The sequence below is a fragment of the Methylobacterium sp. Gmos1 genome, assembly GCF_053764715.1.
Genome location: NZ_JBSNCC010000030.1, coordinates 28,552 through 43,460, shown reverse-complemented (window position 1 = coordinate 43,460; position 14,909 = coordinate 28,552). Strand labels below are relative to the sequence as shown.

At 71.5% G+C, this 14,909-nt stretch carries 15 protein-coding genes, 1 tRNA gene and 1 pseudogene; 11 read left to right on the top strand and 6 right to left on the bottom strand.

What is annotated here, in order from left to right; translation table 11 throughout:
• Positions 1–84: pseudogene (locus tag ACS5PV_RS30590) on the bottom strand (IS5/IS1182 family transposase); the annotation flags it as partial.
• 216 nt (positions 85–300) lie between these two features.
• Here ACS5PV_RS30590 and ACS5PV_RS30585 point away from each other — a divergent pair.
• From ACS5PV_RS30585 to ACS5PV_RS30570, 4 genes are read left to right on the top strand one after another with little or no spacing between them, the layout of a single operon-like run.
• Positions 301–1,056: a GntR family transcriptional regulator gene (locus ACS5PV_RS30585; RefSeq protein WP_455399095.1), complete on the top strand. Its 756-nt coding sequence runs from the start codon at positions 301–303 to the stop codon at positions 1,054–1,056.
• Positions 1,053–1,937 carry a dihydrodipicolinate synthase family protein gene (locus ACS5PV_RS30580; protein ID WP_455399094.1) on the top strand — a complete coding sequence of 295 codons (885 nt, stop codon included), beginning with the start codon at positions 1,053–1,055 and terminating at the stop codon, positions 1,935–1,937. The genes ACS5PV_RS30585 and ACS5PV_RS30580 overlap by 4 nt, the downstream gene beginning before the upstream one ends.
• Before the next feature lie 60 nt (positions 1,938–1,997).
• A complete protein-coding gene (locus tag ACS5PV_RS30575) occupies positions 1,998–3,404 on the top strand; it encodes an FAD-binding oxidoreductase (protein WP_455399093.1) in 1,407 nt (468 codons plus the stop codon).
• Between the two features lie 12 nt (positions 3,405–3,416).
• A complete protein-coding gene (locus tag ACS5PV_RS30570) occupies positions 3,417–4,301 on the top strand; it encodes a ribokinase (RefSeq protein WP_455399092.1) in 885 nt (294 codons plus the stop codon).
• Here ACS5PV_RS30570 and ACS5PV_RS30565 read toward each other — a convergent pair whose 3' ends face one another.
• Both ACS5PV_RS30565 and ACS5PV_RS30560 read right to left on the bottom strand, forming a co-directional pair.
• A complete protein-coding gene (locus tag ACS5PV_RS30565; RefSeq protein WP_455399091.1) occupies positions 4,302–5,258 on the bottom strand; it encodes a ketopantoate reductase family protein in 957 nt (318 codons plus the stop codon).
• Positions 5,259–5,395: 137 nt separating this feature from the next.
• Positions 5,396–7,558, bottom strand: a complete 2,163-nt coding sequence (locus tag ACS5PV_RS30560) for a hypothetical protein (RefSeq protein WP_455399090.1) — start codon at positions 7,556–7,558, stop codon at positions 5,396–5,398.
• On the opposite strand from ACS5PV_RS30560, the gene ACS5PV_RS30555 reads away from it, so the two are divergent.
• Together ACS5PV_RS30555 and ACS5PV_RS30550 are read left to right on the top strand one after the other, a co-directional pair.
• Positions 7,530–7,919 carry a hypothetical protein gene (locus ACS5PV_RS30555; protein ID WP_455399089.1) on the top strand — a complete coding sequence of 130 codons (390 nt, stop codon included), beginning with the start codon at positions 7,530–7,532 and terminating at the stop codon, positions 7,917–7,919. The genes ACS5PV_RS30560 and ACS5PV_RS30555 overlap by 29 nt on opposite strands.
• A gap of 95 nt (positions 7,920–8,014) precedes the next feature.
• Positions 8,015–8,314, top strand: coding sequence for a hypothetical protein (locus ACS5PV_RS30550; protein ID WP_455399088.1), 300 nt, complete (start codon positions 8,015–8,017; stop codon positions 8,312–8,314).
• An 83-nt stretch (positions 8,315–8,397) separates the two neighbouring features.
• On the opposite strand, the gene ACS5PV_RS30545 is transcribed toward ACS5PV_RS30550, so the two are convergent.
• A tRNA-Arg gene (locus tag ACS5PV_RS30545) sits at positions 8,398–8,474 on the bottom strand.
• Between the two features lie 69 nt (positions 8,475–8,543).
• A complete protein-coding gene (locus ACS5PV_RS30540) occupies positions 8,544–9,257 on the bottom strand; it encodes a hypothetical protein (protein WP_455399087.1) in 714 nt (237 codons plus the stop codon).
• A gap of 244 nt (positions 9,258–9,501) precedes the next feature.
• Here ACS5PV_RS30540 and ACS5PV_RS30535 point away from each other — a divergent pair, with 244 nt between their 5' ends.
• Together ACS5PV_RS30535 and ACS5PV_RS30530 are read left to right on the top strand one after the other, a co-directional pair.
• Positions 9,502–10,515 carry a substrate-binding domain-containing protein gene (locus ACS5PV_RS30535; RefSeq protein WP_455399086.1) on the top strand — a complete coding sequence of 338 codons (1,014 nt, stop codon included), beginning with the start codon at positions 9,502–9,504 and terminating at the stop codon, positions 10,513–10,515.
• 132 nt (positions 10,516–10,647) lie between these two features.
• The gene (locus tag ACS5PV_RS30530) at positions 10,648–12,282 is read left to right on the top strand and encodes an acyl-CoA synthetase (RefSeq protein ID WP_455399085.1); all 1,635 of its coding nucleotides are present in this window, start codon (positions 10,648–10,650) and stop codon (positions 12,280–12,282) included.
• A gap of 172 nt (positions 12,283–12,454) precedes the next feature.
• Here the strand turns inward: ACS5PV_RS30530 and ACS5PV_RS30525 are convergent, their stop codons facing one another.
• Positions 12,455–12,640, bottom strand: coding sequence for a YdcH family protein (locus tag ACS5PV_RS30525; protein WP_093566921.1), 186 nt, complete (start codon positions 12,638–12,640; stop codon positions 12,455–12,457).
• 199 nt (positions 12,641–12,839) lie between these two features.
• Between ACS5PV_RS30525 and ACS5PV_RS30520 the strand changes: the two genes are divergently transcribed.
• The 3 genes from ACS5PV_RS30520 (at position 12,840) to ACS5PV_RS30510 (ending at position 14,800) form a co-directional block, all read left to right on the top strand.
• Complete coding sequence (locus ACS5PV_RS30520; RefSeq protein ID WP_455399084.1) at positions 12,840–13,058, top strand: YdcH family protein; 219 nt, start codon at positions 12,840–12,842, stop codon at positions 13,056–13,058.
• 144 nt (positions 13,059–13,202) lie between these two features.
• Positions 13,203–13,700, top strand: a complete 498-nt coding sequence (gene purE, locus ACS5PV_RS30515) for a 5-(carboxyamino)imidazole ribonucleotide mutase (protein ID WP_093566919.1) — start codon at positions 13,203–13,205, stop codon at positions 13,698–13,700.
• Complete coding sequence (locus ACS5PV_RS30510; protein ID WP_455399083.1) at positions 13,697–14,800, top strand: 5-(carboxyamino)imidazole ribonucleotide synthase; 1,104 nt, start codon at positions 13,697–13,699, stop codon at positions 14,798–14,800. The genes purE and ACS5PV_RS30510 overlap by 4 nt, the downstream gene beginning before the upstream one ends.
• Positions 14,801–14,909 lie beyond the last annotated feature (109 nt).

Below are 14,909 nucleotides of genomic sequence, written 5' to 3'. Positions count from 1 at the left end.
CCCGCCCTTCGGGCGAGGCGGGTGCGGCGGCAGAAGGGGGGCGATCGCAGCCCAGAGATCGTCAGGGAGAAGCGGGCGAGCCATACCACCCCAACGCCCAACCGACCCAATCGTGCCGTTCTGATAGGCGCTCTTAGTTGCCCTACCTGACAAGTCCGCCCCTTTCGTCCGATGTCGCGCCTGATCCTGGCTCGCCGGGCAAGCCTCGGTCGAGCGGCGCCAGCGCCAAGGTCGGCCGCCTGTGCGCCAGCTGAACCTTCAGCGATTGACAGACTGACATGTCAGTGAGACACGAGTGACATGAAACAGCGCGACCAAGCCTACGACGCCTTCGTCCAGCAGCTGCTGGACGGGCGCCTGGCACCGGGATCGTTCGTGACGCAGCGCGAGCTGGTGGCGCTCACCGGCCTGCCGCTCGGCGCCGTGCGCGAGATGATCCCGCGGCTGGAGGCCGACGGGCTGATCTCGACCCTGCCGCAGCGCGGGCTCCAGGTCGCGGCGGTCGACCTGCGGCTCGTCCACGAGGCGTTCGGGCTGCGCGAGATCATCGAGACCGCGGCGGTGGCGCATTTCGCCCGCACCGCGCCGGCCGCCCTGGTGGCCTCCCTGCGGGCCGCCCACGCGCGGATCAGCGCGCAGGCCGCCGAGGGCGTCACCGAGGCGCTGATCGCCGAGGCGCAGGCGACCGACTGGGGGTTTCACGATGCGGTCGTCGCCCATCTCGGCAACGGCCTCGTCTCGGAGATCCACCGGGTGAACCTCATCCGCATCCGGGTCATCATGCAGAGCCGCGTCGCGCTCTCGCCCGAGGTGCTGCCCCCCGCCTTCGCCGAGCACGCCGCGATCCTGGCGGCGGTGGAGGAGCGCGACGCGGAAGGGGCGGTCGCGGCCCTGCGCCGCCACCTCGACACCTCGCGCCGCCGGGCCCTCGGCCTCGATACCGGCCGGGAGGCCGACCGACGCGAGACGCCCGCTTCTTTCACAGAAAAAGGGCGCGAGGCGCCCGCTTCTTTTGAAGAAAAAGGGCGCGAGGCGCCCTCACGGAGGACCGCATGAGCAACGCCATCACCGGCCTGTGGGTCGCCCTCGCCACGCCGCTCGACGCGAGCGGCGCGGTCGATCACGGCGCGCTCGTGCGCCACGTCCGGTTCCTGATGGAGCGAGGCTGCGACGGCGTGGTGCCGTTCGGCACCACCGGCGAGGGCACCTCGTTCTCCGCAGGCGAGCGCCTCGCCGCGGTCGAGGCGCTGCTCGCCGCCGGCATCCCGGCCGCGCGGATCGGGCTCGGCACCGGCACTCCGGCGATTCCCGACAGCATCGCGCTCACCAAGGCGGCGCTCGGCCTCGGCCTCGTCCACGCCCTGGTGCTGCCGCCCTACTTCTACCGCGACGTGACCGAGGCGGGGATCGTCGACGCGTTCGCGGCGATCATCGACGGTGTCGGCGACGACCGCCTGCGGGCGACGCTCTACCATATCCCGCAGACCTCCGGCGTCGGCCTGCCGCCTGCGGCTGTGGCGACCCTGCGGGCGCGCTACGGCGCGGTCGTCGCCGGGGTGAAGGACAGCTCGGGCGACTTCGCCCAGTTCCGGGCCTTCCGGGCGGCCGCCCCCGAGGTCGCGGTCTGCGTCGGCAACGAGGCGGATATCGGCCGGGCGCTCGCCGAAGGCGGGGTCGGGACGATCTGCGGCATGGCCAACCTCGTCCCCGACCTGGTGCGGGCGATGTTCACCGATCCCGCCGCCGCCGAGCCGATGCGGGCGGCGATCGGCCTGATCCGCGGGCCGTTCGTGCCGGTGCTGAAGTCGGCGCTGGCGGCGATGACGGGCGAGCCCGCCTTCGGCCGGGTGCGCGCGCCGCTCGTGGCAGTGGAGGCGGGAATCGGGCAGCGCATCGCCGCCGAGCTCGCCGGCCTGTCGCGCGCCGCGGCGGCGTAAAGTCTGTTAGACCGCGAGAACGAGCGGCGATCCACGCCGCCCCTGGGAGGAGAGACCTGCATGACGGCGAAGCCGGACGCGTCCCGCGACGAGGCGGTGGTGGCCGCCCTCGTGGCGGAGCTGGGCGAGAAGACGGTGCTCACCGGCGCCGGGCTGCCGGAGCGCAATACATCCGACTGGAGCACCCTCGGGCCGCAGCCCCCGCTCGCGGTCGTGCGGCCCACGACCACCGAGGCGGTCGCCACCGCCATGCGGATCTGCGCCCGGCACGGCGTGCCGGTGGTGCCGCAGGGCGGCCTTACCGGCCTGTGCGGGGGCGCGCGCCCCGTGCCCGGCTCGGTCGCCCTGTCGCTGGAGCGGATGACCGGGATCGAGGCGGTCGACGAGGCCTCCGCCACGATGACGGTCCGGGCCGGGACGCCGCTCCAGGTGGTGCAGGAGGCCGCCGACGCGGCCGGCTTCCTGGTGCCGCTCGATCTCGGCGCCCGGGGCTCCTGCGCCATCGGCGGCAACGCCTCGACCAATGCCGGCGGCAACCGCGTCATCCGCTACGGCATGACCCGGGAGATGATCCTCGGCCTCGAGGTGGTGCTGCCCGACGGCAGCATCGTCACCAACCTCAACCGGATGATCAAGAACAACGCCGGCTACGACCTCAAGCACCTGTTCATCGGCTCGGAGGGCACGCTCGGCATCATCACCCGGCTGGTGCTGCGGCTGTTCCCGAAGCCCGCCTGCACCTTCGCGGCGCTCTGCGCCCTGCCGGACTACGCCTCCGTCGTCGGGCTCCTCGCGGCGGCCCGCCGGGGCCTCGGGCCGATGCTCTCGGCCTTCGAGGTGATGTGGCCGGATTACTGGGAGACGGTCGGTGCCATGCCGGGCGTGCGGGTGCCGTTGGCGACAGGACATGCCGCCTACTGCCTGATCGAGGCGCAAGGCACCGACGAGACCTTCGACGGACCGCGTTTCGAGGCCTGGCTCGAGGCGCAAGCGGAGGCGGGGCTCCTCGCCGACGCGGTCCTGTCCCGCTCGGTCGCCGACGTGAAGGCGTTCTGGGGCGTGCGCGACGCCTGCTCGGAATTCCCGCAGGTGCTCGGCCCCCACGAGTCCTTCGACATTGGCCTGCCGGTGGCGGCGATGGACGCGTATGTCCGGGCCTGCAAGGCGGCGCTCCACGACCGCCTGCCCGGCATCACCGCCCTGTTCTACGGCCATATCGGCGACGGCAACCTGCACATCGTCGCCGGGGTGAAGGGCGCGAGCCCGCAGCCGAAGGACGCGATCCAGGAGGTCGTCTACGGCCTGGTGCGCGACTTCGGCGGCACGGTCTCGGCCGAGCACGGCATCGGCTTGACGAAGAAGCCCTGGCTCGGCCACGTCCGCTCCGAGCCCGAGATCGCCCTGATGCGACGCCTCAAGGCGGCTCTGGACCCGGACGGGGTGCTGAATCCCGGCAAGGTCGTGTGAGGGAGACACCCCGTGATCGTCTGCTTCGGCTCGCTCAACGCCGACCTGATCTTCCGCCTGCCCGAGGTCCCGCGCTCGGGCCAGACGCTTCTCGCCGACGACCTCGCGGTGCAGGCCGGCGGCAAGGGGGCGAATCAGGCGGTCGCCGCCGCCCGGGACGGGGCCGAGGTCGCGATGGTCGGCGCGGTCGGGACCGACGCGCTGGCCGAGGTGGCGCTGTCGGGCCTGCGCGAGGCCGGGGCCGACACGGCCCGGGTCCGCACCATGGCGGCGGCGACGGGCTGCGCCTCGATCTGGATCGACGCGGCCGGGCGCAACCGCATCGTGGTGGCGCTCGGTGCCAACGGGCACACGCGGGCCGACCAGGTCACCGACGCCGACCTCGCCCGGGCGACCTCGCTGCTGCTGCAAATGGAGGTCGATCCGGCCGAGACGACCGCCCTGCTGCGCCGGGCCCGAGGGCTCGGCGTGCGCAGCATCCTCAACCTCGCCCCGGCGCTGCCGCTCGACCTCGACGCGCTGCGCCTCGCCGCCCTCCTCGTCGTCAACGAGGACGAGGCGGAGGCGACCGCCGCACGCCTCGGCTGCGCGCCGCACGCCACAGCTTTGCGGACGGCCCTCGGCATCGACGTGGTGCGCACCCTCGGCGAGGCCGGCTCGGAGGCGGCGACGGCGGACGGCGCCTGGCACGTCCCGGCCCGGGCGGTCGATCCAGTCGACACCACCGCGGCGGGCGACTGCTTCGTCGGCGTGCTCGCCGCCGCGCTCGACCGCGGCGCCAGTTTGCGCGCGGCGATGGAACGGGGAAGCGCAGCGGCGGCCCTCGCCTGCGGCCGGCGCGGCAGCCAGGCGAGCCTGCCCTGGCGGACGGAGACCGATCGGGCGCTCGAAGCCTGATCAGGCCGGGCAGGTCTCGGGGTTCGCGGACGCCGGGAAGGCGGCCTCGCGCGCCTTGATGAGGGCGACCACCGTGTCGTTGACCGGGGTCGGCACGCCGCACCGCCGGCCGAGCCGCGGGATCGACCCGTTGATCGCCTCGACCTCGCCGCGGCGCCCGGCGCGGTGGTCGAGCAGCATCGAGGGCCGCGCCTGCGGGATCTTGCCGCCGAGCCGGCGGATATGCTCGACCGGATCGCCCACCTGGAGGGTCACGCCGAGGGCGGCGGCCACCGCGATCGCCTCCTCGGCGCAGGCCTTCGCCACGCGCCACGCCTCCGGATCGGCCATCACCTCGCCGATGGTGAGACCTGTGAGGGTGGTGGTGCCCGAGAAGGTGACGTTCATGATCAGCTTCTCCCACACCATCCGGCCGATATCGTCGAACAGGCTGACGGTGAACCCGGCCGACTCCCAGATCGCCGCCGAGGCCTCCAGGCGCTCCCGCGGCAGCCCCGCGAAGGCGCCGAAGCGGATCATCTCGAGCCCGTTATGGTGCGCGTGGCCGGGCCCGCGCATCGAGGCGCCGAAGCCGCCGACCACCCCGACGGCGATCCGCTCCGGATCGATCGCGGTGGCCGCCGCCTCCGGCGAGCCGAGCCCGTTCTGGATCGTCTGCACCACGGTCCCCGGGCCGATCAGGGGTGCGCAGCTCGCGGCGGCGGCCGCGACGTCGAAGGCCTTGGTGGCGATGATGACGAGGTCGCAAGCACCGATTCCCCCGGTGGTCGTGCTGGCGCTCGCCAGCCGCACCGTCCGGTCGCCGCTCGCGCCCTCGACGCGCAGGCCGCGCTCGCGCATCGCCGCCGCGTGGTCGGCCCAGAGCGTGACGGCGTGCACCGCGTGGCCCGCCGAGGCCATCAGCGCCGCGTAGACCGAACCCATCGCCCCGCATCCGACGATTCCGACCTTCGCCATCCTGGCGCCTCCCCTGCCCCGGCGTTCGCCGGTGCAACCGCCCCCGGCGCTCCGGCGATCCGGCCATCGTTACACGATCGTATCGCCGCTGCGGCAGAACCGTCCAGAGCACGGCCCGATCGTCGTCGGAGCATCGTTCAGGCGGACGGACCGGGCGGAGCTGCCGCGGCGACGGGGTTTCCGGAAACCGCCGGCAGATCGGCGGTCTCGGCGCGCGGGTCGGCGTCGACGTGAGGCCGCAGCTTCAAGCTCATCTTCGGCCGCGGCGCGGGTCCGCGCCGGGGCAGAGACATGTCCGGGCGCCTCGGCTCGTCGAAGGTCCGGTGGGGATCCTGCCCGGTCTCGGCGGCAAGGTCGCGTGCGAACCGGTCGAACAGATCAGTCGCCCGGCTATAGTAATCCCTGGCTCGATCGTACGGATCATAGCCCACTCCGGTCACCTTGCCCATGATCATGTCGTCCAGGCTCGGCTCGTTCCTGCCCGCGGCGGCTTGTGCCGACATACGCAGCGAGACGGAGAAGCGCCGCGACAAATCCTCGACGGCCGCCATGAACGTCCGGAAACGGACCCAGCGATGCCGCGGGAAAGCGCGGTCGACCGGATCTCCGGTTTCGGGATCCGCGGTCGCCGTCGGATCGAAACGGGCCGCGATCTTGGCGCCTGCGGCCCGCCCGCGCCGGTCGAGATCCGCGATGACCTTGGCGTCCATGTCGAGGTTCAGGCCGCCCTCGTCCTCGCGCAACGCGATATGAACGACACGGTCACGGATGCCCGGCGCCACGAGGAGCTGGTTGTCGCTCCAGAAGCGCGCGGTGTTGACGAGCGTCTTGAGGAAAGGACCCAGCCCCGTTCCGGGCGCTTCATCGAAGGCGGTGAAGGGGACCGGCCGCGCCCGGTTGCCCTGTGCCATGGTGACGAACTTCCAGACATCGGCCCCCGGAGAGGGGTCCCGCGGCTCGCTCGCCGCCGGCCGGCTGCTGGCGCGACGCGCCTCGGCACGGGCCTCGGCGATCGGCTTGCCATGTCCCCTTTCGGGCGCACCGGCTGCGACCTCCGCGACGGGCTCCCCGCCGGCGGTCTCCGGTTCCCGATCGACGCGCGTATCGAAGTCGACGAGGTTGAGGCAGAAGGTCGGATGCGCCGGCATCGGCCGATCGAAGAAATGGACCGGAAAGTTGGATGTCAGGCCGCCATCGGAGAACCAGACCCGCCGCAGGGGAACCCGTTTATCTGCGGTCCGCGGTGCATCGTAGTCGGGCGTCAGGAGCGGGACGGCACAGAGCAGGACCGGGAAGCTGAGCGAGAGCCGGGCCGCGAAGGCGATCGGGATGTTCTGGGGGACGGGCAGCCTCACGCATCCGTCGCGCGGCTCGACCTTCGCATCGGGAGCGCCGGGATGCTCGATGATCCAGTTCGCGATCGCATCCGGGAAGTAGCGTCGGAGCGTCTCGCTCTCGATGTAGAGTGGCGAGGGTGTTTCGATGAAGGGCAGCTGCACGGTCCGATTTCGGCTGATGTCGCTGGCGATCATCGCGAGTTCGATCGAGCGGGGGGTGAACGCGGTCACCGTGTCATTCGGTCGACTTCCGTCGGGGAGCGGCGCGTTCCAGAGATCTCCGAACGTCACGGGCCGCTCGTCCGGTGCCCGACCCGCCGCCGCCTGCACGGAAGCATGAAGCCAGGGCGTGAGGCCCTCGAAGTCTCGCCAGGCCTTCGTGCCGGCATTCGGCGACGCCTTCCCCGTACAGACACCGTAGCCGTTGGTGCGCCATGCCGGCAGCCAGCGGCGCCAAACCACCAGGCCGAACGCGGCGATTAAAGTCACGATCGTCAGGGCCAGATCCGCGACGACGGCCGACAGCGCACCGAAGAGGTGTCCATCCCGCCCCAGTTGCAGGGCCAGCCAGCTGCCGACGAAGAACGCCACGGCGGTCGGCAGGCCGATGGCCGGTGTGCGAAGGGCGGCCTCGAGCACCGACCGAACCCGGTCCAGGCTGCCGCGCGCCGCGAAGACGGCCGTGAGCAGGCCCATGAGCCCGCGCGTCTCGGGTTCGGGGGCGAAGAGATGGAACAGACGGGAGCGCCCGTCCGGCGCCTTCTCACCCAGTGCGACCGGTATGTCGCCCACGACCCGGAACGCATCGGGGTTCCCGGTCCGGCGGCCCAGTTCCGCGGCAGCGGTGACCGCGGCGGCGATTGCGCCGACGGAGGTGCCGCCGATCGCGTGAAAGCTGTAACGCTTCGCAATCTCAACGACTGCGCCGGGATAGATGATCCCGCTGGTCACTCCGCCGGCCATGACGATATCGCAGGGCAAGAGTGAATTCGCCGGCTTTGGCAAATTGCTATCCACCATGGCATCCTCGAATAATCAGGGCATTACCCGACGAAATACGTATCGTTTCGTCGAACGAAAATTCGGCAAGATCGAGCAACCAAAGCATGTCCCGATTTCAGTGCGACCGGCAAGTGTTCCAGCGCCTCCCCCGGTGATCCGAGCCTATCAGCCCTATGACCTGATCTTGACGCGGTCCGTCAGTGACATCAGCCAGGCAGCCCGGTGTCAAGATGCACCCGCGAGCAAGCCGGTATTGCTGGAGTCATTGCGCTGCAGCATACCGAAAAGACCCGCCAGCCTCATTGCAGCGCAGGATTTTTGATGAAATACTTGCACGGTGACCGGCGCGTGGCAGCATGGCGCAGCGCATCAAGATCATAACAGAAATATAATTGTTCCTAAAACGGGGAGATTAATATGCAAATTTATTACGATCTTACAGTTCAGCTAAAAGGCTCGACTGTTCCCAACGGCGCACTTCTTCCTCTGGCGCAGCCTTATGGAAGTTTCTCGCCAGGACATTCTTTTGAATTCAATGGAAAGCGCTATACGATCGAGGAAGTCGTTCATGCGATCGTTCCTCACGGGGTAGACATGGTCTCACGCACTCTGCTCGTCCTGGGACCGTACGGCCCCCATGCAGCGTCCGGCCCCTCGTTCCCCCAGGTGGCATCCGGCAGCGGTTCGGGCGGTGGATGGGTCGTCGGCAACGGCTGATATCGTACAGGCCGGCCGTCCGGGGAGGACTGCGGACGAATCGCCGGCTGAAACAAGCGTGCAAGCCAGGAGCTTGACGGGAGTGGCGACCCCGGTAGGGCTCGAACCTACGACCTGCCGCTTAGAAGGCGGCTGCTCTATCCAGCTGAGCTACGGAGTCTGGCCGGTCTGGGTGGTAGCAGGCCCCTCGCCGCCCGTCCACAAGGGAGTCCCGGCTCCGCAGGCGGGATCACCGCAGCGGCAGCAGGCGGACCCGGCGGTGCTCGGCGAGCCGCGACGGGCTCCCCTTGGCGTCCACGAGCCCGAGCCGCTGGAGGGCATCGAGCGCGGCGATGATCCGGACGTGGCTGGTCCGGGTGAGATCCGACGCGGCATCGACGTCGAGGGACACGACGCCGTCGGGACCGGGGCCGCAGGCGCAGAGCAGTAGGTAGGTCTTCACTGCGGCGAGGTCCGGCGCCTTCCGGCAGGTGAGGCCGTGCAGCGCGGCGACCGGGGCGTCGGGCCGGGACTCGTGAACGAGGGAAGCCAGGGCGGCCGACGGGCGCAGGCCGGTCAGCCGGTAGGCGATGGTGCCGCCCGGCCGCTCGCCGCCGGTGGTGACGAGGCCCTGGTCGAGGAGCGCCTTCTTGCCGGCGCAGATCAGCGGGTCGGAGAGGCCGGACAGGGCGGCGATCCGCCAGTACGACAGGAGGATCGGCGCCGGCTCGCCCCCGGCCGCGTCCTGGCTGACGACCAGGGTGAGGTAGAGCTTGAGCGCCGCGATCGAGCGGCCGAGATAGCCGGCATCGGCCCGGAAGGCGCGCAGGCCCCCGTCGTGGATCCAGTCCACCGGCAGGGGCGACGCCCGGCCCCCGCAGGTCCTTGCCACGCCCTCGGACGGCACGACAGGCCGGGCGCGGGCCGGAGGCAGGGTCGGATGGGACGGCTCCGGATGCAGCATGCGGTGGTCGGCGTCCCTGCGATCCTCGCGACCGGGGCAGGTGCCCTGGGGCACGCCGCTGGCTGCGTTGAGGTATCGGCGGTACGATGCCGCTATGATGCGTTCAATATGATGCAAGCTTCCGTTTTGGCCGTGGCCGCGCCTGGCAGGGGCGGACCTGACCGCGCTTCGTGCCGTGCTACAAGCCGGTCGGCCCCGAGGCTTCGTTGCGCGGCGGGCGGACAGGCACGGCGATGGGCTGTTCATGACGATACCGGACGACGACGCTCCCACGGTCGAGCTCGGGCTCGGCGGCTCGCTGCGGGTCGGGCGGGCGCGCATCGCCGTCGCCGACACCCTGGCGCTCCTGCGCGCGATCGCCCGCACCGGCTCGGTGCAGGGGGCGGCGAGCGCGATCGGCCTGTCCTACCGCGCCGCCTGGGAGCGGGTCAGGACCCTCGAGGCCGAGGTCGGCCATCCGCTGGTGCGCAAGACCCGCGGCCACGGCACCACGCTGACCGAGGCCGGCACGGTCCTGCACGAGGCGCTGGCGGGCGCGGCCGAGGCCCTGGCCCTGCCGCTCGCCCGCGAGGGAAGGTCGGTGCAGGCCCGCCTCGCCGCCCTGGGCGGCGCCCCGCGGCGCCTGACCGTCGCGGCGAGCCACGACCCCCTGCTGATGGAGGTGCTGGCGCTCTGGGGCGGGGCCGAGGTCGCCGTGATGGGCAGCCGCGACGCGGTGATGCGGCTCATGGACGGACGCGCCGACGCGGCGGGCTTCCATTGCGGGGCGATCGGCCCGGCCGCGGCCGGGCCGCCCTTTTCCGACCTCGTCGCCGACCCGGCCTTCCGGGTCCGCCCGCTGTTCGAGCGCGAGCAGGGCCTGCTGGTGGCCGCCGGCAACCCGCTCGGGCTCGGCGGTCCCGGGGACCTGCGCGCCACGCGGGCGCGCTTCGTCAATCGCCAGAAGGGCTCGGGCACCCGGGACTGGTTCGACCGGCTGCTGGCCGAGGCCGGGATCCGGCCCGACGAGATCGTCGGCTACGGGCTGGAGGAGTTCACCCATCAGGCGGTGGCGGCGGTGATCGCGTCGGGGGCGGCCGATTCGGGCCTGGGGGCACGCGCCGCGGCGGAGCGCTTCGGCCTCGGCTTCGTCCCGGTCGGCTGGGAGGTCTACGGCCTCGCTGCCGGTGCGTCGCTGCCGGGGGACGGGCTCGACCGCGTGCAGGCCCTGCTGGCCGAGCGGATCGACGGTATCCCGGGGTATCGCCTGCCGGGGTGACGCACGGTCCCCGCGCGATCGTCCGACGGAATTCGGCCCGCCGCGGGACTTGATTCGACCAATGACCCGATCATCATCCCGCCGGGAGCGTGCGACACCGCCCCTCGAAGCGCCAACCCGGAGCGTGCCGCCATGACCACCGCCTCGTCGATCTACGACCACGGCCTCGACCGGAACCCGGCCAACCACCAGCCGCTCACCCCCCTCACCTTCCTGGAGCGGGCAGCGACGGTGTTTCCCGACCACACGGCGGTGATCCACGGGGCCCTGCGGCGCAGCTACCGCGACCTCTACGCCCGCTCCCGGCGCCTCGCTGCGGCCTTGAAGGCCCGCGGGATCGGGCGGGGCGACACGGTGGCGGTGATGCTCGCCAACACCCCGGCGATGATCGAGTGCCATTACGGGGTGCCGATGGCCGGCGCGGTGCTCAACACCCTCAACACCCGGCTCGACGCCGCGATCATCGCCTTCTGCCTCGACCATGGCGAGGCCAAGGTGGTGATCACCGACCGGGAATTCGCCCGCATCATGGGCCCGGCCTTGCGGCAGGCCGGGGTGACGCCGCTCGTCATCGACTACGACGATCCCGAATACGACGGCCCGGGCGAACGCCTCGGCACCATCGAGTACGAGGCCTTCCTCGCCGAGGGCGATCCCGCCCATCCTTGGGCGATGCCGGGCGACGAGTGGGACGCGATCACCCTCAACTACACCTCGGGCACCACCGGCGACCCGAAGGGCGTGGTCTACCACCACCGCGGCGCCTCGCTGCTCGCCGTCGGCAACGTGGTGGCGGGCAATCTCGGCCGGCACCCGGTCTATCTGTGGACCCTGCCGATGTTCCACTGCAACGGCTGGTGCTTTCCCTGGACCCTGTCGGTGGTGGCCGGCACCCATGTCTGCCTGCGGCAGGTGCGGGCCAAGGCCATGTACGACGCCATCGCGGATCACGGGGTCACGCATCTATGCGGCGCGCCGATCGTGATGTCGCTCCTCATCAACGCCCCGGAGGCCGAGCGGCGGGCGCTGCCGCGCCGGGTCTCGTTCCTCACCGCGGCGGCGCCCCCGCCCGAGGCGGTGCTCGCCGGCATGGCCGAGGCCGGGTTCGACGTCACCCACGTCTACGGGCTGACCGAGACCTACGGCCCGGCGGTGGTGAACGAGTGGCACGCCGACTGGGACGCCTTGGGCAAGGACGAGCGGGCCGCCCGCAAGGCGCGCCAGGGCGTGCGCTATCCGCCGCTCGAGGCGCTGGACGTTCTCGACCCCGAGACGATGCGGCCGGTCCCGGCCGACGGCGAGACGCTGGGCGAGGTGATGTTCCGCGGCAACGTGGTGATGCGCGGCTACCTCAAGAACCCGGGCGCCACCGAGGCCGCCTTCCGCGGCGGCTGGTTCCACTCGGGCGATCTCGGGGTGAAGCACCCGGACGGCTACATCCAGCTCAAGGACCGCTCGAAGGACATCATCATCTCCGGCGGCGAGAACATCTCGTCGATCGAGGTCGAGGAGGCCCTGTTCAAGCATCCGGCGGTGGCGGCCGCCGCGGTGGTGGCCAAGCCCGACGAGAAATGGGGCGAGACGCCGTGCGCCTTCGTCGAGCTCAAGGGCTCCGAGATGGTCTCGGCCGAGGAGCTGATCGGCTGGTGCCGCCAGTCGCTCGCCGGGTTCAAGGTGCCCCGGCACGTGGTCTTCACGGAGCTGCCGAAGACCTCGACCGGCAAGGTGCAGAAGTTCGTGCTGCGGGAGATGGCGAAGGCGTTGTGACGGGCGCCCCGTGAGGGGCCGCGGGGCCTGGCCGGCCGGGGGCTCGCCCTCGGGGGGCCCCGCCGCTCGCTCTGTCGCGCCTTGAGGTCATGGGCGCCTTCGAGGTCATGCCTCAGAGGCAGGGGCCGCCGCGTCGAACGCTGGCGCGGCGGCACGAAGGGCTTTTTCTGGGCTAGTGCATCACGCGGGTGGACGTCGTCCTCAGACGACTGATCTCATCCTTCAGGTGAAGCTTTCGCCGCTTCAGCTCTACAATTCGCAAGTCGTCGGTGGAGAGGTGGGTGATTGCGTCCTGAATTTCGCGCTCCAGGGCTTCGTGCTTACGCTCGAGCTCGGTGAGATGCGTGTGCAGCGACATCAGCCATTGCCTCCTGTCATGTAGGTGACATACGCAGCCTGCCACAGCCCGCGGCCGATGTCGAAGGTATTTGATGCTGCACCTGCGTAATCGGCCGCCGGGCCGGCCCGCAGAGGGGCTGCACAACCCCGGCCGCGCCCTTGCCGCAGGGCGGGGCGTGGTTCATGCTCGGGGCCTATCTCCAGGGCTTGGGGCGGCGATGGCGTTCGAGTTGAGTGCGGAATCGACGGCGGAGTACGAGACCGAGCTGGCGCGTCTGAAGGAGGAGCATCGCGACCTCGACGACGCGATCGAGGCCCTGTCGGGGGTCATGGCCGGCGACCGCCTCCAGCTCCAGCGTCTCAAGAAGCGCAAGCTGGCGCTGCGCGACCGCATCTCCTTCCTGGAGGACCAGCTCACCCCGGACATCATCGCCTGACGACGGCGTCTGGGCCGGGCCGGCCGCCGGGCATTTGCACGAAGGCGCCTCGGCTTGCGCGAATGCAAACGCACCGCTACTGCAAAACGATCGGCTGCGGCCCGCTCGCGGCTTAGCAGCGCTTTCTAGAGGATGCGCTTGACGATGGCGGCAGCGCCCCCCGTCGCGGTGATCATGGGCAGCCAGTCCGACTGGGCCACGATGCGCCACGCCGCCGAGACCCTCGACGCGCTCGGCATTCCTTACGAGGCCCGCATCGTCTCGGCCCACCGCACCCCGGACCGACTGGTCGCCTTCGCCAAGGGCGCCAAGGCCGCCGGGTTCCGGGTGGTGATCGCCGGCGCCGGGGGTGCCGCCCACCTGCCCGGCATGGCCGCCGCGATGACGCCGCTGCCGGTCTTCGGCGTGCCGGTCGAGTCGAAGGCGCTCTCGGGCCAGGACAGCCTGCTGTCGATCGTGCAGATGCCGGCCGGCATCCCGGTCGGCACGCTCGCCATCGGCCGGGCCGGCGCCGTCAACGCGGCTCTGCTCGCCGCCGCCGTCCTGGCGCTCACCGACGACGACCTCGCCCAGCGCCTCGACGCCTGGCGCGCCCGCCAGAGCGCGGCGGTGGCCGAGCACCCGGACACGAGCGCCCCGTGAGCCGCACGCCCTCCATCGCGCCCGGCGCGACCATCGGAATCATCGGCGGCGGCCAGCTCGGCCGCATGATCGCGGTCGCGGCGGCGCAGTACGGGCTGAAGGTCCACGTCTACTGCCCCGATCCCGACAGCCCGGCCTTCGAGGTGGCGGGCCGGCGCACGGTCGCGCCCTACGACGACGCGGCGGCGCTCCAGGCCTTCGCCGACGCCGTCGACGTGGTGACCTACGAGTTCGAGAACATCCCGAGCGCGACGGCCGAGATCCTGGCCGCGCGCCGGCCGCTGCATCCCAGCGCCTCGGCGCTCGCCACCACGCAGGACCGGCTGACGGAAAAAAGCTTCGTCGCCGGCCTCGGCATCCCGGTGGCGCCGTTCCGGGCGGTGGACGACGCGGCGGGCCTCGCGGAGGCCGTCCGCGAGATCGGCCTGCCGGCGGTGCTGAAGACCCGGCGCTTCGGCTATGACGGCAAGGGGCAGGTCATGCTGCGCGACACCGTCGCCGACCCCGCCGCCGTGATGGCCAGCTTGCGCGACCAGCCCTGCATCCTGGAGGGCTTCGTCGCCTTCGAGGCCGAGGTGTCGGTGGTGGCCGCCCGCAACGCGGAAGGCGGCTTCTCGGCCTTCAGCCCTTGCGCCAACGAGCACCGCCACCACATCCTCGCCCGCACGGTCGTGCCGGCCCCCGGCATGGCGCCGGAGACCGCCGCGGAGGCGATCGCGATCGCCCGTACCATCGCGGACGCCCTCGGCTATGTCGGCGTGCTCGCGGTCGAGATGTTCCTGGTGCGCGGGGCGGACGGGCGCGCGAGCGTGGTGGTCAACGAGATCGCCCCGCGGGTGCACAATTCCGGCCACTGGACCATCGAGGGGGCCGAGACCTCGCAATTCGCCCAGCACGTCCGGGCGGTCTGCGGCTGGCCGCTCGGGAGTGCCGCCCTCACCGGCACCTCGGTCGAGATGCTGAACCTGATCGGCGATCAGGCCGACGACTGGACCCGGATCCTCGCCGAGGCCGGCAGCCACCTCCACCTCTACGGCAAGGGCGAGGCCCGGCCCGGCCGCAAGATGGGCCACGTCACCCGGGTGACGACCGGCCCCTGAGCGCCTGCGGTGCGGCTCCGGGGCCACACCCGGGCCTGCGCAGGCCCCTCCCCTGCCCTTGGGGCGGCGCGAGGCCACACCTTCGCCACATCGGCCCGCACAAGCGTCG

Bases quoted from the DNA above. Each gene is read 5' to 3' on its own strand.
- ACS5PV_RS30565 (WP_455399091.1), bottom strand. From the start codon at position 5,258: ATGGCGAAGGTCGGAATCGTCGGATGCGGGGCGATGGGTTCGGTCTAC.
- ACS5PV_RS30520 (WP_455399084.1), top strand. From the start codon at position 12,840: ATGGCGTTCGAGTTGAGTGCGGAATCGACGGCGGAGTACGAGACCGAG.
- ACS5PV_RS30585 (WP_455399095.1), top strand. From the start codon at position 301: ATGAAACAGCGCGACCAAGCCTACGACGCCTTCGTCCAGCAGCTGCTG.
- ACS5PV_RS30580 (WP_455399094.1), top strand. From the start codon at position 1,053: ATGAGCAACGCCATCACCGGCCTGTGGGTCGCCCTCGCCACGCCGCTC.
- purE (WP_093566919.1), top strand. From the start codon at position 13,203: ATGGCGGCAGCGCCCCCCGTCGCGGTGATCATGGGCAGCCAGTCCGAC.
- ACS5PV_RS30535 (WP_455399086.1), top strand. From the start codon at position 9,502: ATGACGATACCGGACGACGACGCTCCCACGGTCGAGCTCGGGCTCGGC.
- ACS5PV_RS30560 (WP_455399090.1), bottom strand. From the start codon at position 7,558: ATGGCCGGCGGAGTGACCAGCGGGATCATCTATCCCGGCGCAGTCGTT.
- ACS5PV_RS30575 (WP_455399093.1), top strand. From the start codon at position 1,998: ATGACGGCGAAGCCGGACGCGTCCCGCGACGAGGCGGTGGTGGCCGCC.
- ACS5PV_RS30540 (WP_455399087.1), bottom strand. From the start codon at position 9,257: ATGCTGCATCCGGAGCCGTCCCATCCGACCCTGCCTCCGGCCCGCGCC.
- ACS5PV_RS30550 (WP_455399088.1), top strand. From the start codon at position 8,015: ATGCAAATTTATTACGATCTTACAGTTCAGCTAAAAGGCTCGACTGTT.
- ACS5PV_RS30530 (WP_455399085.1), top strand. From the start codon at position 10,648: ATGACCACCGCCTCGTCGATCTACGACCACGGCCTCGACCGGAACCCG.
- ACS5PV_RS30525 (WP_093566921.1), bottom strand. From the start codon at position 12,640: ATGTCGCTGCACACGCATCTCACCGAGCTCGAGCGTAAGCACGAAGCC.
- ACS5PV_RS30555 (WP_455399089.1), top strand. From the start codon at position 7,530: ATGATCCCGCTGGTCACTCCGCCGGCCATGACGATATCGCAGGGCAAG.